The organism is Caulobacter sp. GW821-FHT12D05 (assembly GCF_058807295.1).
The window spans coordinates 833,949-854,676 of sequence record NZ_JBXAQO010000004.1 but is presented as its reverse complement, the minus strand read 5'-3'; the positions used below and the strand labels follow the sequence as shown (position 1 = coordinate 854,676).

Genomic DNA, 20,728 nt, shown 5'->3' with positions numbered 1-20,728 from the left:
CCCTCCCGGCGGCGGCATGAGAGACTAGACTTTCGTCCCCGGGCGCTACGAGCGCCCGGGGCGTTTTTCTTTTGGGCGACCGGCCGTTGGCCGGGGGCTCGTCCTGACAGGCTGGCGTTTCCCGTTCCGGAGCTTTAGAGCGGGGCCATGCGCCTCCGTATCGCCACCTGGAACGTCAATTCCGTCCGCCTCCGCGCCGAGCAGGCCGCCCGTTTCGTCGACGAGCAGGCTCCCGACGTCCTGTGCATGCAGGAGATCAAGTGCCAGGAGGGCGAGTTTCCGCGCGAGGCCTTCGAGGCCATGGGCCTGAAGCATCTGAAGATCGCCGGCCAGAAGGGCTGGCACGGGGTGGCCATCGCCTCGCGCCTGCCGTTCGAGGACGTCCCCACCCTGATGAACTGCCGCGAGGGCCATGCCCGCTGCGTGGCGGTCAAGGTGGCCGGCGTCGACATCCAGAACTTCTACATCCCGGCCGGCGGCGACACGCCCGATCGGATCGGCAACCCGAAGTTCGACCACAAGCTCGATTTCTACGAGACCCTGACCGCCGCCCTCAAGAAGCGCGACCCCAAGGCGCCGCTGATCGTCACCGGCGATCTGAACATCGCGCCCGGCGAGAACGACGTCTGGAGCCACCGCCAGATGCTGAAGGTGGTCAGCCACACGCCAACCGAGCTTGAAGCCTTCGACGCCATGATGAAGTCGATGGATCTTCTGGACCTGCCGCGCCTGGCGACGCCCGAGCCGGAGAAGCTTTTCAGCTGGTGGAGCTATCGCGCCGCCGACTTCCGCAAGTCCAACCGCGGCCTGCGCCTGGACCACATCCTGGCCAGCCCCGGCTTGCGCGACGCGGCGATCGTGGACGGCAAGGTGTCCTCGCGCGTCCACGATACGGTCCGGGAATGGGAACGTCCCAGCGACCACGCGCCGGTGACGGCGGACCTGAAGGTCTAGGGACCGAAAACCTCGTCCTTCGACAAGCTCAGGATGAGGTTTTCTACTGAACCGCCGCCAACAATCGTCCTCATCCTGAGCCTGTCGAAGGACGAGGAACGACGCGGTGCGTCAGCCGAAGTACCCCGCTTCCGCGATATCCGCGAGCAGTCCGGCTTCCGTCGGCGCCCAGCCCAGCGTCTCTCGCGTCCAGACGCTGGAGGTTGCCGCGTCCATGCCGGCAAACATCGCGAACCACCCGAAGTCTTCGGCTGGGCGGCTTTCGACGGGTAGGCCAAGACCCTTGCCGATCGCTGCGGCGATCTCCTTGAAGGCCACGCCTTCCTCAGCCACCGCGTGGTAACGCTCGCCGCCGACGCCGCGCTCGATGGCCAGGCGATAGATCTTGGCGGCGTCCAGGCGGTGCACGCCTGACCAGCGGTTCTCGCCCTCGCCGAGATAGGCCGAGACGCCGGTGCGACGGGCGATGTCAATCAGCATCGGCACGAAGCCGTGGTCGCCGGGACCGTGGGTCGACGGCGCCAGGCGCACGGTCGAGGCCTTGACACCCTTGGCGATCAAGCCAGCGGCCGTGGCTTCCGACAGACGCGGATAACCGTCGACGCCCTCGGCCGGAATGTCGGTCTCCAAGGCCAGCCGTCCGGGCGCCAGACGCGCGGTGCCCGAGGTGACCAGAAGCGGCTTGCCAATGCAGCCTTCGCCCAGCGCCTCAATGGCTTGGCGGTCCAGTTGGCAGTTCTCAGCGAAGCGCGAGAAGTCGTGGTTGAAGGCGGTGTGGATCACACCGTCGGCGTCCGAAGCGGCGCGGGTCAGGGTCTCGTTGTCCTCAAGCACGCCGCGCACCACCTCGGCGCCGACTGCCTCGAGCGCCGCCGCGCCGGCGTCCGAGCGGACCAGACCGACGACCTGGTGACCATGAGTCAGCAGCTCGGGAACCACGGCCGAGCCGACGAAGCCGGTGGCGCCGGTAACAAAAATACGCATGGAAGAAGCCTTTCGGGATTTCACGTGGAACATCCTGCGGGCTAAGATCATCCTGTTAAAGTCGTGAGCTTATACGGGTATAAGATCTAACAGGATGAACGCGCCGATTTCGACCGAGAACCCGCTGGGTTCGTTCCTGCGCGATCGCCGGAGCAAGCTGGACGCCGCCGCGCTCGGCTTCTCGAATACGCGTCGCCGCACGCCCGGCCTGCGCCGCGAGGAGGTCGCCCAGCGCGCCCACATCAGCGCCACCTGGTACACCTGGCTGGAACAGGGCCGGGGCGGCGCGGCCTCGGCCGACGTGCTGGACCGCATCGCCCGCGCCCTGATGCTGACCGAGGTCGAGCGCGAGCACCTGTTCCTGCTGGGCCTGGGCCGCGCCCCGGACGTCCGTTACCGCGAGACCCAGGGCGTGACTCCGCGCCTGCAACGGGTGCTGGACGCCCTGTCGCCCAGCCCGGCCCTGATCAAGACCCCGACCTGGGACGTGGTCGCCTGGAACCGCGCCGCGACCCTGGTGCTGGCCAACTATGGCGAGCTGCCGGTCGAGGAGCGCAACATCCTGCGGCGGATTTTCTGCGATCCCCGCGCTCGGGCGATGAACGCAGACTGGGACAGCGTCGCCCGCTTCGTGGTCGCCGCCTTCCGCGCCGACGTCGCACGGGTCGGAGCGGGGAACGAGGCAGGCGTCCAGGCCCTGATCGCCGAACTGACCGCCCGCAGTCCTGAGTTCGCAACCATGTGGGCCGACAACGACGTCCGCCACTACGGCGAGGGCGTCAAACGCCTGCGCCACCCGGTGCTGGGCGCGGTGGCGTTCGAATATTCGGCCTTCAGCGTCGATGGCCGGCCGGACCTGGCGATGATCGTCTACAACCCGGCGACTGCCGAGGACCTGGAACGGGTCCGGTCGTTAGTGGAGAAAGGCTGACGCCGCCATGCAGGCGACCGAGACGATCACGATCGCCGCCAAACCCAGTCGCGCCTGGCGGTGAGCGATGTTCAGGGTCCAGCCCATCATCGGGTTCATCTTCGGAACGATGAGACGTGGATCATGGGGATCGTTGTAGAGGCCCCAGCTGTACTTGTTCCGCATGACGACAAGATCCTTGGATCAGGAAGTCTAGCGCCGTTTCTCAATCGGAAGAAGAGCTCGGGAAACCTCAGCCCTCGGCCGCGACCACGCCCTGGGTGATCCACAGGGCCTTGTCCTTGAGGTTCTTGCGGATCCAGGCGGCGTGGACTTCGCGTTCGGCGTCGGTCGAGCGGAAGGGCAGGGGGCGCGGGCGGGCGCCGTACGAGCCCTGAACCGCGGCCGAGACCGACAGGGCCTCGACATGGGTCAGTTCCAGGGCGCGTTCCTTGCCGCCCTGCAGTTCCAGATAGACCTCGGCGAGCAGGTGCGAGTCGATCAGCGCCCCGTGCTTGTCGCGGCTGTCGAGGCTGATCTTGAACCGCTTACACAGCGCGTCGAGCGAGTTGTACATGCCCGGAAAGCGCTTCTTGGCCATGGCCAGGGTGTCGATCCAGCGTTCCTCGGCGATCGGCGCGCGGCCGCACTTCTCCAGCTCGAAATTGATGAAGCTGCGGTCGAAGGCGGCGTTGTGGGCGACGACGACGCTGTCGCCGACGAACTCCAGGAACTTGTCGGCGACCTCGTGGAACTTTGGCTTGCCGGTCAGGAAGGCCGACGACAGGCCGTGGACCTTCTCGGCCTCGGCCGGCATGTCCCGCAGCGGGTCGCAATATTCGTGGAACGAGCGGCCGGTGGGCATGAACTCGACCACCTCGATGCAGCCGATTTCGACCAGGCGGTCGCCCGTCTTCGGATCGAAGCCGGTGGTTTCGGTGTCGAGGATGATTTCCCGGGCCATGGCCCTTCAATGGAGCCGTTCGACTCCGGCATCAAGCGTCGCCGGGAGTTCTCAACAGAGTCAGAAGGTCGCGGACCTGGGCGCGAGCGTGTTCCAGGCCTTGGCCGGTCTCGATGACGAAGTCGGCGCGGGCGCGCTTTTCGGCGTCGGGCGTCTGGCGGGCCAGGATCGCCTCGAACTTTTCGGGCGTCATCTCGGGGCGGGCCAGGACGCGGGCGCGCTGAACGTCAGCGGGGGCCGAGACCACCACGACCTTGTCGACCTTCTTCTCGCCGCCGGTCTCGAACAGCAGCGGGATGTCGAGGACGACGATCTCATGGCCCTCGGCCTGGGCGGTCTCGAAGAAGCCGATGCGGTGGGCGCCGACCAGCGGGTGGACGATCTGTTCGAGCTTGGCCAGGGCTTCGGAATTGCCGACCACCTGGGCGCTGAGCTTGGCGCGGTCGATCGCGCCGTTCACGACCACGCCGGGGAAGGCCGCCTCGACCGGCGCCACAGCCGCACCACCGGTGGCGTAGAGGGCATGCACGGCCGCATCGGAATCGTAGACCGGCACGCCCTCGGCCTGGAACATCGTCGACGTGGTCGACTTCCCCATGCCGATCGATCCGGTCAGGCCCAGCACCAGCATGACCTACGCCTCGCCCAGCAGCTTGAGGGCCAGGCCCCGCACATCGACCTCAGGGGAGGGCGTCACGCCATAGATCGCCTCGAAGGTCGGGATGGCCTGGCGCAGCAGCATCTCCAGGCCATCGACCGTGCGGCGGCCGGCGGCCTCGGCGCGGCGGAGAAACTCTGTGCGCAGCGGCTTGTAGACCATGTCCATGACCACGGTGTTCTCCGGGGTCAGGGTGAAGTCCGCCGCCGGACCCTCGCCGCCGTTCAGGCCCAGCGAGGTGGCGTTGATGATCAGACCAGCCTCGGAGAGCAGGGCGAGCAGGGCCGCTTCTTCGGCCGCGAACACCTTGGCGCCGAACGCGTCGACCAGTTCCTGGGCGCGGGCCAAAGTGCGGTTGACGATCGTGACCTTGGGCGCGCCGGCTAGCAGCAGAGCCGCCACGGCACCGCGGGCCGCGCCGCCAGCGCCCAGGATCACGACCGGCGCAGCCGTGACGTCGAAGCCGGGAGCCTGGGCGTCGATCGCGCCCAGCAAGCCGGGGCCGTCGGTGTTGTCGGCATGGACCGAGCCGTCTTCGTTGAAGATCAGCAGGTTCGCCGCGCCGGCCATCTTGGCCAGGTCGCTGGCGGTGTCGGCGCAGGCCAGGGCCCGCTCCTTGAAGGGGATGGTGACGTTGACGCCCTTGATCGCCCCGCCGCGCAGGCCGTCGACGAAGGCTTCGAACCGATCAGGCGCCGGCGCGAACGGCACATAGGCCGCGTCGATGGCCGCCGCCTGGATCCAGGCATTGTGCAGGACCGGGCTCATCGAATGCTTGATCGGCGCGCCGCAGACGCCGCCGACGATGGCGGCTCCAGAGATCGTCATGCGGCCAAGGCTCCGTGCAGGCGCAGGAAATCGAGCAGGCCGATCAGCGGCAGGCCCAGGATGGTGAAGTAGTCGCCGTCGACCGCATCGAACAGCTGAACGCCCTCGCTCTCCAGCTCGTAGCAGCCGACCGACCACAGCAGGGCCTCGCCGCGACGCTCTATATAGGCGTCGAGCCAGGCCTCGCTGAACGTGCGCACCGACAGCTTGGCGCTCTCGACGATCCGCCAGATCGGCTGGCCGTCGCGGGCCACAACCACGGCCGAGTGCAGCTTGTGGGTCGTGCCGCGCAGCTCGAGCAGGTGCTCGCGCGCCTGAGCCAGGGTTTCGGCCTTGTCGAACAGCTTGCCCTTGAGGTCGAGCGTCTGGTCGGCGCCGATCACCAGGCCGGGGCGCTTCTTCGAAACCTTGACCGCTTTCATCTCGGCCAGGGCGTCGGCGATGTCTCGAGGGGTGACCTCTTCGGCCAGCAGGCCGGCCTTGGCCGCCTCCTCATCAACGCCGGGGCTAACCGCCTCGAAGGCGACGCCGGCGTTCTTGAGGATCATCTGGCGCGCCGAACTCTTCGACGCGAGGGTAACAGGCGTCATCCCAGGACCTCGACCTTGCCGCGACCGCCCGACAACAGGTTGATGATCGCCGCCGCCGTCTCCTCAACCGAGCGGCGGGTGATGTCGATGGTCGGCCAGTTCATGCGCTCGAAGAGGCGGCGGGCGGCGATGATCTCCTGGCGCACGGCGTCGCTGTCGACATAGTCGCTCTCTCTGTTTTCCTTGAGGGAGAGCAGGCGATTACGGCGGATCTGGATCAGACGATCGGGCGAGGTGATCAGACCGACGATCAGGGTGTTCTTCAGTTCGAACAGCTCGGGCGGCGGCGGGCGGCCCGGCACCAGCGGCACATTGGCGGCGCGCACGCCCCGGTGCGCCAGATAGATGCAGGTCGGAGTTTTCGACGTCCGCGACACGCCGACCAGGATGACATCGGCCTGGGTCAGGTCCTGACCGCCTTGGCCGTCGTCATGAGCGATGGCGTAGTCCAGGGCCTCGATGCGATCGAAATAGTCGTTGGTCAGGGCGTGCTGGGCCCCGACGCGGGTCGAGATCCGCGCACCCAGATAACGCGACATGGCGCTGATCACCGGATCCAGGGCCGCGATGCAGGGCATTTCCAGCTTGCGGCAGCCTTCTTCCAGCGCCGCGCGCAGGTTCGGATCGACGATGGTGTGCATCACCACGCCCGGGGCGCCGCCGATCTCTTCCAACGCCCGGTCAAGTTGCCGTGTGGAACGAACAAGCGCGTAGATGTGTTCGATAGGCAGGATATCGGTGAAACGGGCGCACACCGCGCGCGCCATGGCGTTCAGAGTCTCGCCCGTGGAGTCCGACACCAGGTGGATATGGAAGTAGGTCGCGAAGCGCGGCGGCAGCCGTTCGCCGTCTCCCTGACCCAGACTCTCCTGTGGATCATCCGTTAACGGTTGCTTAACCACTTGCCTCGCCCCTGGGGACGCCTGGGCGCCAAATGGGCCTTTGGACGTCGTGACACGGCGCCGCTGTGATCAACGGTCGCATTGCTCGCGTATCATCCCCAGGCTCGCCCCGCATCCCCCATGAAGTGAATCCCGGCTGTCCAAAGCTGCGGACAGAGTCTCGTGAGGGGTCTTTGTCCCGCCGTCGCGAGTTAAGAATTCATTAAGGTCTTCAAAGCGCTGCCGGACCATCCACATGATTAACAGACCCTTAACCACATGTGGGAAGGCCTGGGGGTAAGGCGGGATGGGCTGTGCGAGTCACTCGCCTGTCAGGCGTTTTCCCCACTTTGCAGTTGCCCTCCAACACCCTCTTTCAAATCTTAAATTCTTATTAAGATATGAAGGGAGGGACTTAAGGGTCTTACGGGCTTGAGCCCAAGCGAGGACCGGGCTTTAACCCGAGCCATGACGTCTCCCACGCAAATCCCTAAATTTCTCTCAACGCTCGCCGGCGAGACGCATGCCCATCCGCCGATCTGGTTCATGCGCCAGGCGGGTCGGTATCTGCCGGAGTACCGCGCGGTGCGGGCCACGGCCCCAGACTTCATCTCGTTCTGCTTCGATCCGGAGAAGGCGGCGGAAGTCACGCTGCAGCCGATGCGGCGGTTTCCGTACGACGCCTCGATCGTGTTCGCCGACATCCTGCTGATCCCCGGCGCCTTGGGCCAGAAGGTCTGGTTCGAGGCCGGCGAAGGTCCCAAGCTGGGCGAGATGCCGTCGATCGAGTCCATGGCCGACAAGGCCGGGAATGCGGGTGAGGCCCTCAAGCTCGTCGGGGAGACGCTGACGAGGGTTCGCTCGGCGCTTGATCCGTCGAAGGCCCTGATCGGCTTCGCCGGCGCGCCGTGGACGGTGGCGACCTACATGATCGAAGGCGGTTCCAGCGATCGCAGCGGCGCGCGGACCTACGCCTACCAGAACGCCGAAAAGCTGGACGCCCTGATCCAGGTGCTGGTCGACTCGACGGTCGACTACCTGGCCATGCAGGTCGACGCCGGGGCCCAGGCCCTGAAGCTGTTCGAGAGCTGGGCCGAGGGCCTGTCCGAGCCGCTGTTCGATCGCCTGGTCACCCAGCCGCACATCAAGATCATCGAAGGCCTGCGGGCGCGGGGCGTGACGGTTCCGATCATCGGTTTCCCGCGTGGGGCCGGGACGCTGGTCGAGGACTATGCGGCCAAGGTCCCGGTGCAGGGCGTGGCGCTGGACACCTCGGCGTCGGCGAAACTGGGCCAATCGATCCAGAAGACCAAGACCATTCAGGGCGCGCTCGATCCGCTGCTGCTGCGGGCCGGCGGCGATGAACTGTTGCGTCGCGTCGACCAGCTGCTGGAACAGTGGAACCAGGGTCCCTACATCTTCAACCTGGGCCACGGCATCCTGCCCGACACGCCGATCGCCAATGTCGAGCTGGTGCTGGAACGGGTGACGGGCGTGAAGGTGGGCGGCTAGGTGGCCAAGAAGCTCGCCGTCGTCTTGTTCAATCTGGGCGGACCGGATGGTCCGTCGGCAGTGCGGCCGTTCCTGTTCAACCTGTTCCGCGATCCGGCGATCATCGGCTTGCCGGCGCTGTTTCGCTATCCGCTGGCGGCGCTGATCTCCACGACCCGCGAGAAGACCGCCAAGGCCAACTACGCGATCATGGGCGGTGGCTCGCCGCTGCTGCCGGAGACGGAAAAGCAGGCGCGGGCGCTGGAAGCGCAGCTTGCCGAGAGCCTGCCGGGCGTCGAGGCCAAGTGCTTCATCGCCATGCGCTACTGGAACCCGCTGACCGGCGAGACGGCCAAGCAGGTCAGTGCGTTCGCACCCGATGAAATCGTGCTGTTGCCGCTCTATCCGCAGTTCTCGGCGACCACGACGGCGTCGTCGCTGAAAGCCTGGCGCGAGACCTACAAGGGCTCGGGCCGCCAGACGACGGTGTGCTGCTACCCGGACGAAGCCGGCCTGGTCGAGGCCCATGCCCGACTGATCCGCGAGACCTGGGAGAAGGCCGGTTCGCCGACGAATGTCCGCCTGCTGTTCTCGGCTCATGGCCTGCCGGAGAAGGTCATCCTGGCCGGCGATCCCTACCAGAAGCAGGTGGAGGCCACGGCCGCCGCGGTCGCCGCCAAGCTGCCGGCCGGTCTGGACTGGACGGTCTGCTACCAGAGCCGGGTCGGGCCGATGAAGTGGATCGGTCCCTCGACCGACGACGAGATCCGCCGGGCCGGCGCGGACGGGAAGGGCGTGATCGTCACCCCGATCGCCTTCGTCTCCGAGCATGTCGAGACCCTGGTCGAGCTGGACCACGAATATGCCGAGCTGGCTCGGGAGGTCGGGGTCGCGCCCTACATCCGCGTGCCGGCCCTGGGTGTCGCGCCGGAGTTCATCTCTGGTCTTGCCGGCATGGTCGCCAAGGCGATGGCCACTGGCGGGGTCATCCCCGGCGGCGATTGGCGCGGACCTGAAAACTGTCCCTGCAATGAGGAAGCCTCGGCGTGATCGATTTCCTGGTGGCCCACTTCAACGTGTTCCGGGGCCTGCACATCCTGTCGGTCATCGCCTTCATGGCGGGGCTGCTCTACCTGCCGCGCCTGTTCGTCTATCACACCGGCGCCGCGCTCGGCTCGGAGATGGACGAGACCTTCAAGGTCATGGAGCGCCGGCTGCTGCGCGGGATCATCAACCCAGCCTCGATCGCGACCTTCGTATTCGGCCTGTGCTTGATCCTGGCCGACAGCGCCATCCGGGGCTGGGGCTTCTTGGCCCAGCCTTGGATGATCACCAAGCTGGTGGCCCTGGTCGGTCTCTATGCCTGGCACGGTTTCCTGTCGGCCTCGCGCAAGAAGTTCGAGCGCGGCGAGAACACCCGCTCGGAAAAGTTCTGGCGGGCCACGAACGAGATCCCGTTCGTGCTGGCGATCATCATCGTCATCTCGGTGACGACGAAGTTCCTGAACCACTGAGGGTCCGTCCTCGCCCTTCGACAGGCTCAGGGTAAGGTCTACTGGTAAGGCCGAGACACTAGAAACCCTCATCCTGAGCTTGTCGAAGGACGAGGGTTTCGGACCCGCCGCTTGACCGGCCGCGTCCCACGTGGTTTGCATCCAAAAGGTTCGTGTTTCGAACCCACCTCTCTACGGACCGGCGCCCGTCCTGGCGCGCCCCGCGAGCGATCCGCTCCAAGGTCCGTCCCCCGAACGATCCGCGTCATCGTCAACCGACGCGCTCGCCTGGTCCGTCCTGATGGGCAAACCAGCGTGACTATCGAAGTCTTACCGGCCGGACTCCGCCCTGGGGTCCGCGCCCACTCTTGAGTCTTGTCATGACCGAAGAAACCGAAAACGAAATCCCGGCCGCTGAAGACGCGACCACCGAAGACTCCTCCGTCGATATCGATACGACGGTCGAGGCCGCTTCCGCCGATGCGGAAGCCGAGGCCGAAGGCGAAGACGACGGCTCCGACATTGCCGCGGCCGTCGCGGCCCTGGGCCTGAAGTCCATGTCCCTGCAGGAGCTGAAGGAGAAATCCCCGGCCGACCTGCTGGCGTTCGCCGAGACCTTCGAGGTCGAGAACGCCAACTCCATGCGCAAGCAGGACATGATGTTCGCGATCCTGAAGACCCTCGCCGAAGAAGGCGTGGAGATCTCGGGCTCGGGCACCATGGAAGTGGTTCAGGACGGCTTCGGCTTCCTGCGCTCGCCGGAAGCCAACTACCTGCCGGGCCCGGACGACATCTACGTCTCGCCCTCGCAGATCCGGAAGTATGGCCTGCGCACCGGCGACAGCGTCGACGGCGCCATCCGCTCGCCGCGCGAAGGCGAGCGCTACTTCGCCCTGACCAATGTCTCGAAGATCAATTTCGAGAGCCCGGACAACGTCCGCCACAAGGTCCACTTCGACAACCTGACGCCGCTCTATCCCGACGAGCGCCTGCACATGGAACTGCCCGATCCGACCATCAAGGATCGTTCGGGCCGGGTCATCGACATCGTCGCCCCGCTCGGCAAGGGCCAGCGCTGCCTGATCGTCGCCCCGCCGCGCGTGGGTAAGACGGTCATGCTGCAGAACATCGCCAAGTCGATCGAGACCAACCACCCCGAGTGCTACCTGATCGTCCTGCTGATCGACGAGCGCCCGGAAGAAGTCACCGACATGCAGCGCACGGTGAAGGGCGAGGTGATCGCCTCAACCTTCGACGAGCCGGCGACCCGCCACGTCCAGGTGGCCGAGATGGTCATCGAAAAGGCCAAGCGCCTGGTCGAGCACAAGCGCGACGTCGTCATCCTGCTGGACTCGGTCACCCGTCTGGGCCGCGCCTACAACACCACCGTCCCGTCGTCGGGCAAGGTGCTGACCGGCGGTGTCGACGCCAACGCCCTGCAGCGCCCGAAGCGCTTCTTCGGCGCGGCGCGGAACGTGGAAGAGGGCGGTTCGCTCTCGATCATCGCCACGGCCCTGATCGACACCGGCAGCCGCATGGACGAAGTGATCTTCGAAGAGTTCAAGGGCACCGGTAACTCGGAAATCGTCCTGGACCGCAAGGTTGCCGACAAGCGCATCTTCCCGGCCATCGACGTGCTCAAGTCGGGCACCCGCAAGGAAGAGCTCATCACGCCGCGCGATCAGCTGACCAAGACCTACGTCCTGCGCCGGATTCTCAACCCGATGGGCGCGTCGGACGCGATCGAGTTCCTGCTCGACAAGCTGCGTCAGTCCAAGACCAACGGCGACTTCTTCCAGTCGATGAACACCTGAGTCCGACCAGACTCACTGCGGATACGAGAAAGGCCCCGGTTCTACCCGGGGCCTTTTTTGTTGGTCCTACCGCGTTCAGTCTTACGGAATGAGCAGGGTAGCCCCGGTCGTCTTCCGGCCTTCCAGCGCTTCATGCGCCGCACGGGCTTCGGCGAGTGGGAAGGTCTGGCCGATGTCGATCTTCACCGCGCCGGACGCCAGGACGGCGAACAGAGCTTCGGCGCTCTCGTCCAGTTCTTCGGTCGTGGCGATGTAGTCGAACAGGCGCGGGCGGGTGACGAAGGCCGACTTGGCCGACAGCTCCAACGGCGCGAACGGCGGGACCGGACCCGAGGCGTTGCCGAAGGTGACCAGCACGCCGCGCTTGGCCAGGCTCTTGAAGCTGGCGTCCCAGGTGTCCTTGCCGACGCCGTCATAGACGACGGCCACGCCCTTACCGCCGGTGATCTCACCGACGCGTGCGGCGACGTCCTCGTGGCCGTAGTCGATCAGATGATCGGCCCCGAGTTCTCGCGCCGTCTCCAGCTTGGCGGTCGAGCCGGCGGTGGCGATCACCGTTGCGCCCAGGGCCTTGCACCACTGCACGAGGATCTGGCCGACGCCGCCGGCGGCCGCGTGGATCAGGACCAGGTCGCCAGGTTTCACGTGGAAACACCGGCGGACCAGGAACTCGGCGGTCATGCCCTTGAGCAGGACGGCGGCGGCGGTCTCCAGGCTGACACCCTCGGGAACCTTCACCGCGCGCTCGGCCGGAACGACGGCCGCCTCGGCATAGGCGCCCATCGTCCCGTTGTAGGCGACGCGGTCGCCGACCTGGAACCGGCTGACGCCATCGCCAACGGCCTCGACGATCCCGGCCGCCTCCAGTCCGATCACCACCGGCATCTTCAGCGGGTAAAGACCCGAGCGATGATAGGTGTCGATATAGTTCAGACCGACGGCCTGATGTCGGATCAGGATCTGGCCGGCGGCGGGCGAAGGGACCTCGAGCTGGACGGCCTCGAGCACGTCGGGGCCGCCGGTGCGGACGGCTTGGATCGCCAGCATTACGCCAGGACCTTCTGGAAGAAGGTCAGGCTGCGACCGTTGGCCTTGGCCGCGTCGGCGGCGTCATAGTGCGCGCCGCCCTCGCGCGCGAAGGCGTGGTCACGGTCGGCATAGGTATGCAGTTCGATCTGCGGGTGATCCTTCAGCGCGGCTAGGATGACCTGTTGGGCTTCCGGCGGGACGAACTGATCCTTCTCGGCGATGTGCATCAGCAGCGGATGGGTCAGCTTCTCGGCCTCGCCCACGTGCTTCTCAATGCCAACGCCATAGTACGAGACCGAGGCGTCGACGTCGGTGCGGGTCGCGGTCAGGAAGGCCAGCAGTCCGCCCAGGCAATAGCCGACCGCGCCGACCTTGCCGTTGAGGCCGGCCAGCGCGCGGGCGGCGGTGATCGTCGCGCCGATATCGGCGACGCCGGTTTCCACGTCGAACGCATTGAACAGTTCGAAGGCCCGCTTCCACTCGGCCTCGGACTTGTCGGTGATGTCGATGCCGGGCTCGATGCGCCAGAACAGGTCGGGCACGATGGCGACATAGCCCTGGGCGGCCAGGCCGTCGGCGATGTCGCGCATCACCTTGTTGACGCCGAAGATCTCCTGGATCACGACGATGGCCGGAGCGTTCTCTGCCTGGGGTCGCGCCACATAGGCCGCGAAGTCGCCGTCGGGCGTGGTGATGGTGAGGGTCTCGCTCATCGGAGCTCTCCGTCCTTTAAGCGTCCCAGAAAAGCGGGACGATGTGACTTTCGACCAAAGCGCTCTAACCTGCGCCGACGGGCTTGCCCCATAACAATATCGTGCCCTGACCGAAGGGAACCACCCGATGAAAATGACCATCGAAATCGACTGCTCGCCCGTCGAGGCGCGGGCCTTTCTAGGCCTCCCCGATGTCAGCGGTTTGAACGAGCACCTCGTCAAGGAGATGCAGAACCGCATGGACGCCAACATAGCCATGCTGGCGCCCGAGGAGCTGATGAAGAACTGGATGGCGTTCGGCACCGGCGCTCAGGAGCAGTTCCGCAAGCTGATGACGGCGGCGGCTGGCGCGGCGGTCGGGAAGCCCTGACGACATGACCGATACGATCTTCGCCCTGGCCACCGCGGCCGGGCGAGCGGCGGTGGCCGTGGTGCGCGTCTCGGGTCCGGCGACCCTGTCGGTCGTCGAGGCGCTCACGGGAAAACCGCCCAAGCCGCGCCTGGCGGCTCTGCGCAAACTGCGCCACCAGGGCGTCGAACTGGACGAGGCCTTGGTCCTGCGATTCGAGGGACCGGCCAGTTATACCGGCGAGGACAGCGCCGAGTTTCACGTGCATGGCGGCCGGGCCGTCGTCGAGGCGCTGCTGTCGGCCCTGGTCGACCTGGGCCTGCGCCTGGCCGAGCCGGGCGAGTTCACCCGCCGGGCCTTCGAGAACGGCAAGCTGGACCTGGCCCAGGCCGAGGGTGTCGGCGATCTGATCGACGCCGAGACCGAAGCTCAGCGCAAGCAGGCGCTTGGACAGGTCGGTGGAGCGCTGAGCCAGCGTTACGACCGCTGGCGGGATCTGCTGGTCCAGTCGCTAGCCATGCTGGAAGCGGCCGTCGACTTCCCGGATGAGGATCTGCCGGAGGAGGTCGCCGAACGGGCGCGTCCAGGACTACGGACCCTGAGCGCCGAACTCGACGCGGCCCTGGCCGATGTTTCCCGTGGACGCCGAGTGCGGGACGGTTTCAGCATCGCCCTGGTAGGTGCGCCGAACGCCGGCAAGAGCACCTTGCTCAACGGACTGGTCGAGCGGGATGCGGCGATCGTCACCGACACGCCCGGCACTACCCGGGACGTGATCGAGGTTCCGCTGGTTCTGGGCGGCTACAAGGTGCTGGTCGCCGATACGGCTGGTATCCGCGAAACGGCCGATGCGATCGAAGCCGAGGGCGTCCGCCGGGCGCGAGCTTGGGCTGAAGATGCTGACCTAAGGCTTTGGGTCGTCGATGGGTTTCACGTGAAACATACAGTGAAGCTTGAGGAGGCGATCCGGCCCGGCGACTGGCTGGTGCTGAACAAAGCCGACATCGCCGATGCCTCGGCGCTGGACGCCGCTGCCGAAAAGTGGACCGGGGAGGGGCTCAGCGTTCTGCGTCTGTCGGCCCGTTCGAGTGACGCGGTGGACGAGGTTCGGGCCGCTCTGGCCGACCATGTCGCTGACGCTCTGTCCGGCGCGGAGTTCCCAGCCGCGACTCGATTGCGCCACGCTGAACGTCTCCGGGAAGCCCGGGACTATCTTGCGCGCGCCCTGTCTGAGGTCGGTCTCGAGGTCGAGCTAGCCGCCGAGGACGTCCGCCTAGCGGCGCGCGCTCTGGAGAAGATCACCGGTCGGGTAGATCCCGAAGACGTGCTTGGCCGCGTCTTTTCGACCTTCTGCATCGGCAAGTGATGTTCCACGTGAAACGTCCCCTATATTATCCACAGCACGCTCACAGCTGTGACGGGGGTGTTTCACGTGAAACGCCAGGGAGTCGCATCGACCCGTTCGCCTGATTGGCGTATAGATCGAGTCCAGCGCCCCCGCCCGTCCGGGGGCGTTCGCATTGAGGCGAAGCTTTTGTCCGATACCTGGGATGTCATTGTCATCGGCGGCGGTCACGCCGGCTGCGAGGCGGCCGCTGCGTCCGCGCGCGCCGGCGTTCGCACCCTGCTGCTGACCCACAAGCTCGAGACCATTGGCGAGATGTCGTGCAACCCGGCCATCGGCGGCTTGGGCAAGGGCCACCTGGTCCGCGAGATCGACGCCCTGGACGGCGTCATGGGCCGCCTGGCCGATAAGGCCGGCATCCAGTTCCGGATGCTGAACCGCTCCAAGGGCCCGGCGGTCCGGGGTCCGCGCTCGCAGATCGACCGCAAGCTCTATCGCGAGGCGATGCAGGCCGAGCTGGCCGCCACGCCGAACCTGGACATCATCGCCGCCGCCGCCGAAGACCTGATCGTCGAGGACGGCAAGGTGGCTGGCGCCGTCGACGGGGCAGGGCGCGTCTACCGCGCTTCACGTGTAATCCTCACGACCGGCACCTTCCTGAAGGGCGTCATCCATCGGGGCGACGATCGTATCCCGGCCGGCCGGGTCGGCGACCAGCCGTCGATCGGCCTGGCGGATCGTCTCTATGGTCTGGACTTCCAGATGGGTCGCCTGAAGACCGGCACGCCCGCGCGCCTGGACGGCAAGACCATCGCCTGGGACCAGCTGGAGAGCCAGGCGGCCGATGAACAGCCGGTCCCGTTCTCGTACTTGACCGACAAGATCGAGGTCCCGCAGATTGCCTGTGGCGTCACCTTCACCACCGAAGAGACCCACCGGATCATTGCTGAGCGCATCGGCGAGTCCCTGGTCTACAGCGGTCGCGCCACGGGGATCGGTCCGCGCTATTGCCCTTCGATCGAGGACAAGGTCGTCCGGTTCGCCGACAAGACCAGCCACCAGATCTTCCTGGAGCCGGAAGGCCTGGACGACGACACGGTCTATCCGAACGGCATTTCCACGTCGGTCTCCGAAGAGACCCAGCTGCTGTTCCTGCGCACGATCCCCGGCCTCGAGAAGGTCGAGGTGATCCGCTACGGCTATGCGATCGAATACGACTATGTCGATCCGCGCGAGCTCTTCGCCACGCTGGAGACCAAGCGTCTGCCGGGCCTGTACCTGGCCGGCCAGATCAACGGCACCACGGGTTATGAAGAGGCCGGAGCCCAAGGCCTGGTCGCTGGCCTGAACGCAGCCTTGGCCGTGCAGGGCAGGGAGCCCGCCGTCTTCGCCCGCGACGAGGCCTATATCGGCGTGATGATCGACGACCTGGTCACCCGGGGCGTCACCGAGCCGTATCGGATGTTCACCAGCCGGGCCGAATTCCGCCTGACCCTGCGCGCCGACAATGCCGACCAGCGCCTGACCGATCGTGGCATCGACTTGGGCGTGGTCAGTGAGACCCGCGCCAAGGCCTGGGCAGAGAAGAGGGATCGCCTGGAGGCGGCCCGCGCCTTCGCCCGTTCGGTCACCCTGACCCCGAACGAGGCGGTGAAGGCCGGCTTCAAGGTCAATAGCGACGGCGTCCGCCGAGACGTCTTCGCCATGCTGGCCTATCCGGATGTGACCCTGGACGACCTGGGCCGTATCTGGCCCGAGGTTTTCACGTGGAACACTGACGTCCGCGAGCAGATCGAGATCGAGGCGGCCTATGCCGGCTATCTGGATCGCCAGCGCGCCGACGCCGAGTCGCTGCGCAAGGACGAAGACCTGCGCCTGCCGGCCGACCTGGACTATGCCGACATCGGCAGTCTGTCGAATGAGGTTCGCGAGAAGCTCCAGCGTGTTCGCCCGCTGACCCTGGGCCAGGCGGCTCGGATCGAAGGTGTGACGCCCGGGGCGCTGACGGCTCTGCTCGCTCACGTGAGGCGCGGCCGTGCAGCCTGATCTCATCGTGACGGCTGAACCCCCGGTGCTGGACGCGGCTGGTTACCAAGCCCTTACCGGCGCGTCCGACGCCCAGATGGCCGAGCTGACCCGGTTCCAGGAACTGCTGGCCGAGTGGAATGCGGTGATGAACCTGGTCGGTCCGCTGACCATCGACACCTATTGGACCCGCCACGCCCTGGACAGCTCGCAGCTGCTGGCGCTGGCGCCCGATGCGGTGACCTGGGCCGACCTTGGCGCCGGCGCGGGTTTGCCCGGCGTGGTGCTGGCCATACTGCTGAAGGGTAGGGCCGAGGCCAAGGTTCACCTGGTCGAGTCGATGGCAAAGCGCTGCCGCTTCCTGGAAGTGGTCGCCAAGGACCTCGACTTGCCGGTCGAGATCCATAATGTCCGAGCCGAAGAGCTGAAGCTGAAGGTCGACGTCGTTACCGCGCGGGCCTGCGCGCCGATGACCAAGCTGCTCAGCTTCGCCGAACCCTATCTGTATCGCGGCGCGACGGGCCTGTTCCTCAAGGGGCAGGACGTCGCTGCGGAACTGACCGAGGCCTCCAAGGCCTGGGCGTTCGCCAGCGAGCTGAGCACCAGTCAGAGCGACCCCCGTGGCCGCATCGTTCAAGTGAAGAGGCTTTCCCGTGTCCGCTAATCCTCTCCGCGTCCTGGCCATCGCCAACCAGAAGGGCGGGGTCGGCAAGACCACGACCGCCATCAACCTGGGCACCGCCCTGGCCGCTTGCGGTGAGCGCGTGCTGCTGATCGACGCCGACCCGCAAGGCAACTGTTCCACGGGGTTGGGCATCACCCGCGTCCAGCGCCGGACCACGCTGTATGACGTGCTGATGGGCGAGTCGCCGGTGGTGGACGCCGCCGTGCGGACCGAACTGCCCGGCCTGGACGTCATCCCGGCCGACGCCGACCTGTCGGGCGTGGAGATCGAACTGGGCCAGACCGCCCGCCGGTCGTACCGCCTGCGCGACGCCCTGGAGTCCATCCGCGTCAACGGCCCCTACACCTATGTGCTGATCGACTGCCCGCCGTCGCTGAACGTGCTGACGGTCAACGCCATGACCGCCGCCGACGCGGTGTTCGTGCCGCTGCAGTGCGAGTTCTTCGCCCTGGAAGGCCTGACCCAGCTGATGCGAACCATCGAGCGCATCCGTGGCAGCCTGAACCCGCGCCTGGAGATCCAGGGCGTGGTGCTAACCATGTATGACCGCCGTAACAGCCTGTCCGAGCAGGTGGCCCGCGACGTGCGGGAGTACTTCGGCGACAAGGTCTATGACGCGGTCATCCCGCGGAATGTCCGCGTCTCGGAGGCCCCGTCCTTCGGTAAGCCCGTGCTGCTGTATGACCTGAAGTGCGCCGGCAGCCAGGCCTACCTGAAGCTGGCCCGCGAGGTGATCAGCCGCGAGCGTGATCGCCAGGCCCAGGCCGCTTAAGCCGATTTCTGAGTAACGACCCGAGTTTGTACGAGAAGAAGAATGGAGTCTGTGGTGGCTGAGGCTGGTGGTTCCGAGGGGCGTCGTGGTCTGGGGCGTGGTCTGTCGGCCCTGTTGGGCGAGGTCGAGAACGCGCCGGCCCAGGCGCCGAGCGACAACACGGCCGGTTCGCGCGAAGCGCCGATCGAGATCCTGAAGCGCAATCCCGACCAGCCGCGCCGCACCTTCCGCGAGGAAGACCTGGAGGACCTGTCCAACTCGATCCGCGAGAAGGGCGTCCTGCAGCCGATCCTGGTGCGTCCCGCGCCCGGTTCGCCCGGCGAATACCAGATCGTCGCCGGCGAACGCCGCTGGCGCGCCGCCCAGCGCGCGGGCCTGCGCACCGTGCCGATCATGGTGCGCGAGCTGGACGACCTGGCGGTGCTGGAAATCGGCATCATCGAGAACGTCCAGCGCGCCGACCTGAACATCCTGGAAGAAGCGCTCTCCTACAAAGTGCTGATGGAGAAGTTCGAGCGCACCCAGGAGAACATCGCCCAAACTATCGGCAAGAGCCGCAGCCACGTGGCAAACACCATGCGCCTGCTGGCCCTACCGGACGAGGTGCAGTCGTACCTGGTCAGCGGCGAGCTGTCGGCTGGTCATGCCCGCGCCATCGCCGCCGCGGCCGACCCGGTCGCCCTGGCCAAGCAGATCATCGAGGGCGGCCTGTCGGTCCGCGAGACCGAGGCCCTGGCCCGCAAGGCGCCGACCGCGACGCCGAACAAGAACAAGGGCGGCCGTCCGCCGCGCGTGAAGGACACCGACACTCAGGCGCTGGAAGCCGACCTGTCGTCGGTCCTGGGCCTGGATGTCTCGATCGACCATCGCGGCGCCGGCGGCGCCTTGACGATCAGCTACGCGACGCTCGAGCAGCTGGACGACTTGTGCAACCGGCTCAGCCGAGGGGTCTGATCAGACGCACGGAATCGCGTGCGTTTGAGCGGTTTTCGGGCTTGAAAACGGCGCTCTAAAATTGCCTCTGTCGCGCACCAAGCGGCGCCTTTCCGTACTCCGGGAGGCGCCGTTTTCGTGAGAGGAGGGCGGCTTGAGTCCGATCAGACTCCAAGCCCTTGTGCTGTAAGGCTTTCCTCGAAACCATCCACAGCGGCGCAAACCGCCTATTTTGGCGGATTCTAGACCCTCACAGCCCTAGCCGCCGCGCGCGACCCGCGATCATCAGCGCCAGGCGCTCTGAGATCAGTTGGTCGGGCGAGCCGGAGGTTTTGCAGGCGCGGTCGGCGGCCAGGACCTCGCCTTGGATCTCGAGGATGGCTTCCAGGTTCCAGGCGCGGGCCTGGCGCAGGAACTCGCGCTCCTGTTTCCAGAAGACGCCGGAGGCCTTGGCGGCCGCCTGTAGGTCGACGCCGTTCTTGTGCAGGGTCAGGACCCGGCGCAGGCGGTTCAGATAGTAGCTGATCGCCCGCACAGCGGCCGGACCGCCTTCGCCCTCGGCGGCGGCGCGGCGTAAGGCCTGCTGGGCGAGACCGGCCTTGCCCCCAAACGCATCGGCGGCGGCGTCGCTGAGCGAGGCCTCGGGTTCCACGCCCAGGAAGTCCGTCAGGTCGGCGGCGGTGGCCGTAATGCCGCTGCCCGGGCCGAGGTACAGCGCCAGGCGCTCGATCTCGGCGCGGGCCACGCCGCGCTCCTTGGGCAGGCGCGAGACGAAGAGGTCCAGGGCCTCGCTGTTGAGGCCCACCTTGTCGTTGGCCAGGGTGTCGCGGGCCAGACGGGCCAGGTCGCCGGCTTCGTCCTCGTAGCAGGGGATGACGGCGCAGCCATTGGCCTTCTCACCGACCTTGCGCAGCAGGGAGTTGCGATCCAGCGCGCCGGCCTCGACCAGGAAGAAGGCGTCGGGGTTCAGCTGGCCCTCGACATGGCGGGTCAGGGCCTCGGAGGCCTGCTTGTCGGGGCCGGCCTTGTCGCCGTTCAGGCGCAGACGCACCAGCCGGCGGCCGCCCATCAACGACATGGCCGACAGCTCGTCTTCCAGCTTGGCCGGATCGGCGTCCAGGTCGCCATCGGTCAGCATGGCGGTGTCGAAGGGGTCGTCCGGGCGCTCGACCACGCGCTTGGCCAGAGCGTTGGCGCGATCGCGCACCACGCCCCGGTCCTTGCCGTAGATGACCACGGCTCGGATGTCCGGGGTCGGCTCCCGCAGGAAGCGTTCGACGTCCGGACGCTTGGAGAGGATCATCGGACGG

General features: G+C 66.6%; 22 protein-coding genes and 1 pseudogene. 12 read left to right on the top strand and 11 right to left on the bottom strand.

Annotation, left to right across the window (positions count from 1 at the left end; genetic code table 11):
* The first annotated feature begins 147 nt into the window (after positions 1-147).
* On the top strand, positions 148-954 hold the full coding sequence (locus AC1RRR_RS22270) for an exodeoxyribonuclease III (RefSeq protein ID WP_492816176.1): 807 nt from the start codon (positions 148-150) through the stop codon (positions 952-954).
* Between the two features lie 6 nt (positions 955-960).
* On the opposite strand, the pseudogene AC1RRR_RS22265 reads toward AC1RRR_RS22270, so the two are convergent.
* Both AC1RRR_RS22265 and AC1RRR_RS22260 read right to left on the bottom strand, forming a co-directional pair.
* Positions 961-1,050: pseudogene (locus tag AC1RRR_RS22265) on the bottom strand (hypothetical protein); the annotation flags it as partial.
* Between the two features lie 15 nt (positions 1,051-1,065).
* Positions 1,066-1,938, bottom strand: a complete 873-nt coding sequence (locus AC1RRR_RS22260; protein WP_492816174.1) for an SDR family oxidoreductase — start codon at positions 1,936-1,938, stop codon at positions 1,066-1,068.
* A 94-nt stretch (positions 1,939-2,032) separates the two neighbouring features.
* Between AC1RRR_RS22260 and AC1RRR_RS22255 the strand changes: the two genes are divergently transcribed.
* Entirely contained in the window at positions 2,033-2,869 is an 837-nt protein-coding gene (locus AC1RRR_RS22255) for a helix-turn-helix transcriptional regulator (protein ID WP_492816172.1), read from the top strand.
* On the opposite strand, the gene AC1RRR_RS22250 is transcribed toward AC1RRR_RS22255, so the two are convergent.
* The 6 genes from AC1RRR_RS22250 to AC1RRR_RS22225 all read right to left on the bottom strand — a co-directional run bounded on the left by AC1RRR_RS22250 (position 2,852) and on the right by AC1RRR_RS22225 (position 6,790).
* Positions 2,852-3,034: a hypothetical protein gene (locus tag AC1RRR_RS22250; protein WP_492816170.1), complete on the bottom strand. Its 183-nt coding sequence runs from the start codon at positions 3,032-3,034 to the stop codon at positions 2,852-2,854. The genes AC1RRR_RS22255 and AC1RRR_RS22250 overlap by 18 nt on opposite strands.
* Before the next feature lie 67 nt (positions 3,035-3,101).
* Positions 3,102-3,812: a DNA polymerase III subunit epsilon gene (gene dnaQ / locus AC1RRR_RS22245; protein WP_492816168.1), complete on the bottom strand. Its 711-nt coding sequence runs from the start codon at positions 3,810-3,812 to the stop codon at positions 3,102-3,104.
* A 31-nt stretch (positions 3,813-3,843) separates the two neighbouring features.
* Positions 3,844-4,443, bottom strand: a complete 600-nt coding sequence (gene coaE, locus AC1RRR_RS22240; protein WP_492816166.1) for a dephospho-CoA kinase — start codon at positions 4,441-4,443, stop codon at positions 3,844-3,846.
* 3 nt (positions 4,444-4,446) lie between these two features.
* Positions 4,447-5,298 carry a shikimate dehydrogenase gene (gene aroE / locus AC1RRR_RS22235; protein WP_492816164.1) on the bottom strand — a complete coding sequence of 284 codons (852 nt, stop codon included), beginning with the start codon at positions 5,296-5,298 and terminating at the stop codon, positions 4,447-4,449.
* Positions 5,295-5,888, bottom strand: a complete 594-nt coding sequence (locus tag AC1RRR_RS22230) for a Maf family protein (RefSeq protein WP_492816162.1) — start codon at positions 5,886-5,888, stop codon at positions 5,295-5,297. Before AC1RRR_RS22230 ends, aroE begins: the two co-directional genes overlap by 4 nt.
* The gene (locus AC1RRR_RS22225) at positions 5,885-6,790 is read right to left on the bottom strand and encodes a pyruvate, water dikinase regulatory protein (protein WP_492816160.1); all 906 of its coding nucleotides are present in this window, start codon (positions 6,788-6,790) and stop codon (positions 5,885-5,887) included. Before AC1RRR_RS22225 ends, AC1RRR_RS22230 begins: the two co-directional genes overlap by 4 nt.
* Positions 6,791-7,237: 447 nt before the next feature.
* Between AC1RRR_RS22225 and hemE the strand changes: the two genes are divergently transcribed.
* From hemE to rho, 4 genes are all read left to right on the top strand, one after another.
* Positions 7,238-8,281 (top strand): uroporphyrinogen decarboxylase, encoded by a 1,044-nt coding sequence (gene hemE, locus AC1RRR_RS22220; protein WP_492816158.1) that lies wholly within the window; start codon positions 7,238-7,240, stop codon positions 8,279-8,281.
* Positions 8,282-9,310 carry a ferrochelatase gene (hemH, locus tag AC1RRR_RS22215; protein WP_492816156.1) on the top strand — a complete coding sequence of 343 codons (1,029 nt, stop codon included), beginning with the start codon at positions 8,282-8,284 and terminating at the stop codon, positions 9,308-9,310.
* Positions 9,307-9,774 carry a CopD family protein gene (locus tag AC1RRR_RS22210; RefSeq protein ID WP_492816154.1) on the top strand — a complete coding sequence of 156 codons (468 nt, stop codon included), beginning with the start codon at positions 9,307-9,309 and terminating at the stop codon, positions 9,772-9,774. Before hemH ends, AC1RRR_RS22210 begins: the two co-directional genes overlap by 4 nt.
* A gap of 359 nt (positions 9,775-10,133) precedes the next feature.
* Positions 10,134-11,567 (top strand): transcription termination factor Rho, encoded by a 1,434-nt coding sequence (gene rho, locus AC1RRR_RS22205; protein ID WP_492816152.1) that lies wholly within the window; start codon positions 10,134-10,136, stop codon positions 11,565-11,567.
* 81 nt (positions 11,568-11,648) lie between these two features.
* Here the strand turns inward: rho and AC1RRR_RS22200 are convergent, their stop codons facing one another.
* Together AC1RRR_RS22200 and AC1RRR_RS22195 are read right to left on the bottom strand one after the other, a co-directional pair.
* Complete coding sequence (locus AC1RRR_RS22200; protein WP_492816150.1) at positions 11,649-12,614, bottom strand: quinone oxidoreductase family protein; 966 nt, start codon at positions 12,612-12,614, stop codon at positions 11,649-11,651.
* On the bottom strand, positions 12,614-13,309 hold the full coding sequence (locus AC1RRR_RS22195; protein WP_492816148.1) for a dienelactone hydrolase family protein: 696 nt from the start codon (positions 13,307-13,309) through the stop codon (positions 12,614-12,616). Before AC1RRR_RS22195 ends, AC1RRR_RS22200 begins: the two co-directional genes overlap by 1 nt.
* Positions 13,310-13,436: 127 nt before the next feature.
* Between AC1RRR_RS22195 and AC1RRR_RS22190 the strand changes: the two genes are divergently transcribed.
* From AC1RRR_RS22190 to AC1RRR_RS22165, 6 genes are all read left to right on the top strand, one after another.
* Positions 13,437-13,679: a DUF6489 family protein gene (locus AC1RRR_RS22190; RefSeq protein WP_492816146.1), complete on the top strand. Its 243-nt coding sequence runs from the start codon at positions 13,437-13,439 to the stop codon at positions 13,677-13,679.
* Between the two features lie 4 nt (positions 13,680-13,683).
* Positions 13,684-15,024, top strand: a complete 1,341-nt coding sequence (gene mnmE / locus AC1RRR_RS22185; protein WP_492816144.1) for a tRNA uridine-5-carboxymethylaminomethyl(34) synthesis GTPase MnmE — start codon at positions 13,684-13,686, stop codon at positions 15,022-15,024.
* Positions 15,025-15,192: 168 nt separating this feature from the next.
* Positions 15,193-17,049: a tRNA uridine-5-carboxymethylaminomethyl(34) synthesis enzyme MnmG gene (mnmG, locus tag AC1RRR_RS22180; RefSeq protein WP_492816142.1), complete on the top strand. Its 1,857-nt coding sequence runs from the start codon at positions 15,193-15,195 to the stop codon at positions 17,047-17,049.
* Positions 17,039-17,692 (top strand): 16S rRNA (guanine(527)-N(7))-methyltransferase RsmG, encoded by a 654-nt coding sequence (gene rsmG / locus AC1RRR_RS22175; RefSeq protein ID WP_492816140.1) that lies wholly within the window; start codon positions 17,039-17,041, stop codon positions 17,690-17,692. Before mnmG ends, rsmG begins: the two co-directional genes overlap by 11 nt.
* A complete protein-coding gene (locus AC1RRR_RS22170) occupies positions 17,682-18,485 on the top strand; it encodes a ParA family protein (RefSeq protein ID WP_492816138.1) in 804 nt (267 codons plus the stop codon). Before rsmG ends, AC1RRR_RS22170 begins: the two co-directional genes overlap by 11 nt.
* 42 nt (positions 18,486-18,527) lie before the next feature.
* Positions 18,528-19,439, top strand: a complete 912-nt coding sequence (locus tag AC1RRR_RS22165; protein WP_454718560.1) for a ParB/RepB/Spo0J family partition protein — start codon at positions 18,528-18,530, stop codon at positions 19,437-19,439.
* Positions 19,440-19,668: 229 nt separating this feature from the next.
* Here AC1RRR_RS22165 and holA read toward each other — a convergent pair whose 3' ends face one another.
* Complete coding sequence (holA, locus tag AC1RRR_RS22160) at positions 19,669-20,721, bottom strand: DNA polymerase III subunit delta (protein ID WP_492816136.1); 1,053 nt, start codon at positions 20,719-20,721, stop codon at positions 19,669-19,671.
* Between the last annotated feature and the right edge of the window lie 7 nt (positions 20,722-20,728).

Coding starts and splice junctions, on each gene's coding strand:
- AC1RRR_RS22270 (WP_492816176.1), top strand. CDS start 148: ATGCGCCTCCGTATCGCCACCTGGAACGTCAATTCCGTCCGCCTCCGC.
- AC1RRR_RS22260 (WP_492816174.1), bottom strand. CDS start 1,938: ATGCGTATTTTTGTTACCGGCGCCACCGGCTTCGTCGGCTCGGCCGTG.
- AC1RRR_RS22255 (WP_492816172.1), top strand. CDS start 2,033: ATGAACGCGCCGATTTCGACCGAGAACCCGCTGGGTTCGTTCCTGCGC.
- AC1RRR_RS22250 (WP_492816170.1), bottom strand. CDS start 3,034: ATGCGGAACAAGTACAGCTGGGGCCTCTACAACGATCCCCATGATCCA.
- dnaQ (WP_492816168.1), bottom strand. CDS start 3,812: ATGGCCCGGGAAATCATCCTCGACACCGAAACCACCGGCTTCGATCCG.
- coaE (WP_492816166.1), bottom strand. CDS start 4,443: ATGCTGGTGCTGGGCCTGACCGGATCGATCGGCATGGGGAAGTCGACC.
- aroE (WP_492816164.1), bottom strand. CDS start 5,298: ATGACGATCTCTGGAGCCGCCATCGTCGGCGGCGTCTGCGGCGCGCCG.
- AC1RRR_RS22230 (WP_492816162.1), bottom strand. CDS start 5,888: ATGACGCCTGTTACCCTCGCGTCGAAGAGTTCGGCGCGCCAGATGATC.
- hemE (WP_492816158.1), top strand. CDS start 7,238: ATGACGTCTCCCACGCAAATCCCTAAATTTCTCTCAACGCTCGCCGGC.
- rho (WP_492816152.1), top strand. CDS start 10,134: ATGACCGAAGAAACCGAAAACGAAATCCCGGCCGCTGAAGACGCGACC.
- AC1RRR_RS22200 (WP_492816150.1), bottom strand. CDS start 12,614: ATGCTGGCGATCCAAGCCGTCCGCACCGGCGGCCCCGACGTGCTCGAG.
- AC1RRR_RS22195 (WP_492816148.1), bottom strand. CDS start 13,309: ATGAGCGAGACCCTCACCATCACCACGCCCGACGGCGACTTCGCGGCC.
- AC1RRR_RS22190 (WP_492816146.1), top strand. CDS start 13,437: ATGAAAATGACCATCGAAATCGACTGCTCGCCCGTCGAGGCGCGGGCC.
- mnmE (WP_492816144.1), top strand. CDS start 13,684: ATGACCGATACGATCTTCGCCCTGGCCACCGCGGCCGGGCGAGCGGCG.
- AC1RRR_RS22165 (WP_454718560.1), top strand. CDS start 18,528: ATGGAGTCTGTGGTGGCTGAGGCTGGTGGTTCCGAGGGGCGTCGTGGT.
- holA (WP_492816136.1), bottom strand. CDS start 20,721: ATGATCCTCTCCAAGCGTCCGGACGTCGAACGCTTCCTGCGGGAGCCG.